Here is a 4,931-nt window from a genome sequence, read left to right on the forward strand (position 1 = left end):
ATTGGAGGGCAGCAGGGGCTCTATCCGCTCCCACTGCTCGTCGGTGAACTGGCGAAATCGTGACTTCGTCTGTCCCATACGGCCACGGTCTCGCGGGTCACCGCTCAGCTATGGGAGACACGCCCTAAACGGGCCCTTCACTATGAAGGGCCACTAAACGATGCCGAGCTGTAGTTTCTGCGAACTCACCCTTCCCCAAATTTCCCCCATCTTCGAGGGCACGAGGGTTCTCCACCATGGTCTCGATCGTTCCAGCCTGTCCTGAGTGTCAGCTCGCCAGCGGAAATTCTTGATCAGACCTCCACCTGATCTCCACACAAATACGCGGGCGTACCGGCCAATGTGGAACTCGACCGGAAGACAGGGGCGCGGTATGGAGTGGGCGAGTGTAACCGTGGTGGCCATTGGCCTGGGCGTGTTCTGGGCCAGCGTGCTCTGCCTCATTGTCGCCCTGACAGGGACCGCTCCCCAGGCGTGAGACACCCAGGGACCAATCGATGGGTGAGCCGGGTTCAACCACCTACCCCACACACCCCATAGGGGTATAATTGGAGGTGTTCCAGTGAGCACCAGCAACGAATATGAAGAGGAGAAGATGTCTATCCAGCCTCGCAGTAACCTTCCGTTGGAAGCGATCGCTGAATCCTGCACGTGCTGCTCCACACCCAGACCCTCGGTGCCGATGCCGATCCACGGTCTCCAGACCGACCGCCACGCCCCGCACCCGGCGCCACCACCCCCCAGACACCGGCGGGCCACACGCTCGGGACTGAGAAGTAGCGAAGGACGATCGCGATGATGTGGAACAACGGGATGGGTTCGGGAATGGGCTGGATGTGGATCTTCTGGCTCTTGGTCATTCTGGGCACGGTGGTGGTCACCGTCGTCCTGGCGAAAGCGTTCACCGGCGGCCGGGGCCAGACCGGAGGGCATGAGCATGTCAAAACCGGGGAACGCCCGCGCCAGCCGCGAGAGATCCTGGACGAACGCTACGCCCGTGGAGAGCTAACCACCGAGGAGTACCGGGAGCGACTACACACTCTGGGCGAGGGACGGCAGTGAGCGAGCTGACCCGACGGCAGCTCCTCGCACTGGGTTTGGCAGGGGCCGGCACCGCCGCCGTGGGCGGGGCCGGCCTGTGGTGGACCGTCAGTGAGGGCAACACCACGAACAGTGGTGGCTTCTCCGACGGTGGTGACGACCTTCTCGAGCCGGACGTGGTGGCCAGTCGGGACGGTGTGCTCGATCTGGAGTTGGTCGCCGCCCCCGCCCGGGTCAAGATCGGCGGGCGAAACGCAAACGTGCAGGCGTTCAACGGCACACTCCCAGGCCCCACCCTGCGCGTTCGGGGCGGAGACACGATCCGAGTGGCGATTGCCAACGAACTCGACACCCCGACCAACCTGCACGTACACGGGTTGCACGTCTCCCCCGAGGGCAATGGCGACAACCCCTTCGTCAGCATCTCCCCCGGCGAGTCCTTCGACTACGAAATCGTCCTGCCAAACGACCACCCGCCCGGGACTTTCTGGTACCACCCCCACCACCACGGCCATGTCGCTGACCAACTGGCGGCCGGACTCTACGGAGCGATCGTTGTTGAGGACCCCGAGCCGGTCCCGGTGTCCCGTGAGCGCACCTTGGTCGTCTCCGACATCACCCTCGACGGCACTGGCAACCCGGCTGCCGCGTCCCCGCCCGAGAAGATGATGGGCCGTCAAGGCGAGATAGTGATGGTCAACGGCCAGGTTCGGCCCCGGGCCACCGCTTCGCCGGGAGAGCGAGAGCAGTGGCGGATCGTCAACGCCTGCCCGTCCCGCTACCTGCGCCTGACCCTGGATGGTCAGTCTCTGCGCCTGCTCGGCCGTGACACCGGCCGCCTACCCGAACCTGTCGACCTCACCGAGGTGACGCTGGCTCCCGGAAACAGAGTCGAACTCCTGGTGGACGCTCGCCAGGGCACCTCCACTCTGCTCAGCATCCCGGTGGACCGCGGCGCCATGCCTGGCATGATGGGCGGACCCATGGCCGGTGCGTTCCCGGCGGACGACGAGCCGATCGGTCTGCTCACGCTGGACGTGACTGGGCCCCCGGCGGACGAACCCGATCCCGTGCCCGCAGGACCGGCCCTGCGGGACCTGCGCACCGCACCGGTAACTGCCCGTCGAACCCTGGAATTCGCCATGGGCATGGGCATGGGCCGTGGGATGCGCGGAGCCGAATCGATGATGTCGTTCACCATCAACGGCCGACAGTTCGACGCCGACCGAAACGACATCACGGTTCGCGCCAGAACTGTGGAGGAATGGACCCTGACCAACACCAGCCCCATGGACCACCCAATGCACCTGCACGTGTGGCCCATGCAAGTCCTCGACGACGGCGAGTCACCCACCTGGCAGGACGTGGTCAACATTCCGGCCTTCGGCCGCGTCACCATCCGCGTGGCCTTCGACGACATCGTCGGCCGCACCGTCTACCACTGTCACATCCTCGACCACGAGGACCTCGGCATGATGGGCACGATCCTGGCCCGCTAAACTCGGCGCACCCGACCGCAAGCACACCGCCAACCCCGCCCGACGAGAAGAAAGTACGGTACCGCATGGATCGCAGCGCCCAGTCCTCGAACTCACTGACCCTCACTGGATCCGTTGCGCTCGGGACGGGGGTGATGATCGGGGCGGGCATTTTCGCCCTGGTAGGGCAGGTCGCCGAGCTGGCCGGGGGGTGGATGCCGTGGGCCTTCCTTGCCGGGGCAGTGGTGGTGGCCTTCAGCTCCTACTCCTACATCCGCTACTCAGCCACCAACCCTTCCTCGGGCGGAATCGCGATGCAACTCAAAGCCGCGTATGGACCCGGGGTCGTGGCTGGCTCGGTTTCGCTGTTCATGTACGTGTCGATGATCCTCGCCGAGTCCCTTCTCGGCCGAACCTTCGGTACCTACATGCTGCGACCGTTCGGGATGCAGGACTCCGACGTGTGGGTCCCGGTGCTGGCCGTCCTCGCCATCGCCGGCGCCGCACTGGTGAACCTGGTGGGCAACCAACTAGTGGAGCGCTCTGCCACGGTCACCGCAGCGCTCAAGATCGTCGGCATCGCGGTGCTGGCGATCGCGGGAATCCTCGCCGCGGGACTCTCCTCCCTGCCCCGGCTCATTACCGCCGCTGGACGCACGCCACCAGACCAGGGATGGGTGGGCTTTCTCGCCGGTGTCACCCTATGCATCCTGGCGTACAAGGGGTTCACCACGATCACCAACCACGGCGGGGATCTGAAGAACCCCAAGCGCAATATCGGCCGCTCAATCATTATTTCCATCGCCCTGTGCACGGCGCTCTATCTATTGATCACCGTCGCAGTCACTGCGAGCCTGACCGTGCCAGAGATCATCGAGGCCCGCGACTACGCACTGGCCGAAGCAGCCCAGCCGATGTTCGGCGACTGGGGCATGAGAATAACCGTGCTTATCGCGGTGGTCGCCACACTGTCTGGACTGATCGCGAGCCTATTCTCAGTCTCGAAGCTCTACGACATGCTCCGAGAAATGGGCCAAGCCCCGGGCCTGCCCGGCCGGCCAGGACATCAGTCGCTCTACATCACCGCCGGGCTGGCGATCGTGATGGCCGCCTTCTTCGACCTCTCCCAGATCGCCTCCCTTGGCGCTATCTTGTATTTGGCCATGGACATTGCCATCCACTTCGGGATCATCCGCCGTCTCAAAAACGACGTCGCCGCCAACTCCTGGATCCCGTTGCTCGCGATCATCCTTGACCTCGCGGTACTGGTGCCCTTCCTGCTCACCAAGAGCCAATCGGACCCGTTCACCCTCGTCACCACCGCGCTAGTGGCCCTAGCCATCGTCCTCGCCCAGTGGCTCGCCGTGCGACACCACCAACACCAGTGAGAACACAGAGCACACCAGAGACTCCAACCAACCCAGCGCGATTCAGGCCGCACGACGCGCGTCCGCTGAGCGCGTTGAGGCGCGCATCTCCCCACACTTGTGGCACACGCCGTACCGGCTTCACCGAACCTTCACGTGAAGGACAGTTCGTCCTTCACAAACACTTGGCAGATTGGGGGTGTACCGATCAATGGTCCCGTGCACTCGGGGCTGGATCGAGCACCCAGGAGGAAACGATGCAGGCGAGATGGAGTATCAACATCACCCCTATCGAAAGGGGCGCTCGCATCGTGTTGGGTCTTCTCGGTGTCGTTGGCGGAGGAATTCTGCTCAGCCAGGCGGACTCCACGGGCGCGGTGATCGTGGAGCTGTTGTTGATCGTGGCTGGTCTGGACCTGATCGTCACTGGTGGGACCGGGCACTGTCCACTGTACAAAAAATTGGGCCGCCTCCCGCTTCGGAAAGGACACCCCTCATGAGCGAGCAATCACCCCAGGAGCGACGGCGCCAGCCACTAGACGCGCCCCCTGATCAGCCCCCCGTTGCGGGGTCGGCTTCCCCCTACAGCGATGGGCCTCTGGAAGAGCAGTACCCGCCCGAGCCCTCGAAGCCCGGACGCTCCGGTCATCGTTGGATGATGCTCGCGTGTTGTGTCCCGATGCTCGTTCTTGTCGGGGTCCTGCTGGTGACCGGGGTCGCAGGCACCGGAGTGATCGTGTTTGGCGCGCTGTGCGTGGCGATGATGGGCCTGATGATGTTCGCAATGCCCGGTGGCCACGGCCATTAACCCGCCACTACACGCTCCTGGGATCCAATCGGCTCAGCATTGAACCGACCAGGAGCGAGCACGACGCGATTTCCAAGGCTGGAGGACACCGAGATGGCTGCAGCGGCCACTAGGGCGTGTCTCCCATAGCTGAGCGGTGACCCGCGAGACCGTGGCCGTATGGGACAGACGAAGTCACGATTTCGCCAGTTCACCGACGAGCAGTGGGAGCGGATAGAGCCCCTGCTGCCCTCCAAT

Annotated in this window: 5 protein-coding genes; all 5 read left to right on the forward strand. The window is 64.2% G+C overall.

What is annotated here, in order from left to right:
• The first annotated feature begins 795 nt into the window (after window positions 1–795).
• Entirely contained in the window at window positions 796–1,062 is a 267-nt protein-coding gene (locus J1M81_RS24565; protein WP_003862069.1) for an SHOCT domain-containing protein, read from the forward strand.
• Window positions 1,059–2,540: a multicopper oxidase family protein gene (locus tag J1M81_RS24570; protein WP_096905124.1), complete on the forward strand. Its 1,482-nt coding sequence runs from the start codon at window positions 1,059–1,061 to the stop codon at window positions 2,538–2,540. The genes J1M81_RS24565 and J1M81_RS24570 overlap by 4 nt, the downstream gene beginning before the upstream one ends.
• A gap of 65 nt (window positions 2,541–2,605) precedes the next feature.
• Entirely contained in the window at window positions 2,606–3,907 is a 1,302-nt protein-coding gene (locus J1M81_RS24575) for an APC family permease (RefSeq protein WP_206499037.1), read from the forward strand.
• A 236-nt stretch (window positions 3,908–4,143) separates the two neighbouring features.
• On the forward strand, window positions 4,144–4,386 hold the full coding sequence (locus J1M81_RS24580; RefSeq protein WP_076599981.1) for a DUF2892 domain-containing protein: 243 nt from the start codon (window positions 4,144–4,146) through the stop codon (window positions 4,384–4,386).
• A gap of 179 nt (window positions 4,387–4,565) precedes the next feature.
• Window positions 4,566–4,694 (forward strand): hypothetical protein, encoded by a 129-nt coding sequence (locus tag J1M81_RS26750; protein WP_256385638.1) that lies wholly within the window; start codon window positions 4,566–4,568, stop codon window positions 4,692–4,694.
• Window positions 4,695–4,931 lie beyond the last annotated feature (237 nt).

The organism is Rhodococcus sp. KRD175 (genome assembly GCF_017168275.1).
GTDB lineage: Bacteria > Actinomycetota > Actinomycetes > Mycobacteriales > Mycobacteriaceae > Rhodococcoides > Rhodococcoides fascians.

Excerpts from the sequence above, each read along its gene's own strand:
- J1M81_RS24580 (WP_076599981.1), top strand. The coding sequence starts at position 4,144 with ATGCAGGCGAGATGGAGTATCAACATCACCCCTATCGAAAGGGGCGCT.
- J1M81_RS26750 (WP_256385638.1), top strand. The coding sequence starts at position 4,566 with ATGCTCGTTCTTGTCGGGGTCCTGCTGGTGACCGGGGTCGCAGGCACC.
- J1M81_RS24565 (WP_003862069.1), top strand. The coding sequence starts at position 796 with ATGATGTGGAACAACGGGATGGGTTCGGGAATGGGCTGGATGTGGATC.
- J1M81_RS24575 (WP_206499037.1), top strand. The coding sequence starts at position 2,606 with ATGGATCGCAGCGCCCAGTCCTCGAACTCACTGACCCTCACTGGATCC.